Source organism: Corallococcus sp. RDP092CA (assembly GCF_041903675.1).
Classification (GTDB): Bacteria; Myxococcota; Myxococcia; order Myxococcales; family Myxococcaceae; genus Corallococcus.
Genome location: NZ_JAYESI010000114.1, coordinates 1 through 596, shown reverse-complemented (window position 1 = coordinate 596; position 596 = coordinate 1). Strand labels below are relative to the sequence as shown.

The 596-nt window shown below is 71.0% G+C and carries 2 protein-coding genes; both read right to left on the bottom strand.

All coding sequences use genetic code 11. From position 1 onward, the window contains the following. Positions 1–40 precede the first annotated feature (40 nt). On the bottom strand, positions 41–235 hold the full coding sequence (locus tag U8525_RS34410) for a hypothetical protein (RefSeq protein ID WP_374270963.1): 195 nt from the start codon (positions 233–235) through the stop codon (positions 41–43). Between the two features lie 47 nt (positions 236–282). After that, positions 283–596, bottom strand: a 314-nt coding sequence (gene tnpB, locus U8525_RS34405) for an IS66 family insertion sequence element accessory protein TnpB (protein ID WP_374270962.1), incomplete at its 5' end; no start/stop codon positions are given.

The window sequence follows — 596 nt, the reverse complement described above, 5'->3', positions numbered from 1 at the left end:
CCTTGCGGGCGGCCCGCTCGCGCCGCTTCTCTTTCGCGGCCTAGGCCCGGGCCGCCGTCGAGTCCGCGTCCTTGCGCAGCTCCGTCGCCACCGTCGGCAGCTTCTCCGTCCTCTTGCCGAAGACGTGACGCTCCAGCGTCGCCATCTTCGCCTCCAGCGACGTCAGGCGCTCCTTGAGTTCCTCCGCCTCCTCGCGCCAGGGGCAGAAGTGATTCTGAGGCAGCTCACGGGGCACCCTGCCTCAAACACGCCACCGCCGCTCGGCGTCCCGGACCGGGTGCGTCAGGTGCCCGTGCGCCCGGGAGGCGTCCAGGCGGGCTGGCGCCTCACCTGGGCCACGTCGATGCCGTCCAGCAGCATCGCCAACTGCGTGGCGTCCAGCGTCACCACCTGCGCACCCGCGTCCACCGGCGGCAGCCGGAAGCGGCCCGTCTCCAGCCGCTTGTACAGCAGCACGAAGCCACCCCGACTCCACGTCAGCACCTTGATGCGGTCGCCTTTGCGCGAGACGAAGGCGAAGAGGTGCCCCGCGTAGACGTCCTCGCCCCAGGCCGTGCGCACCAGCGCCCTCAGCCCGTCAATCGACTTGCGCATGT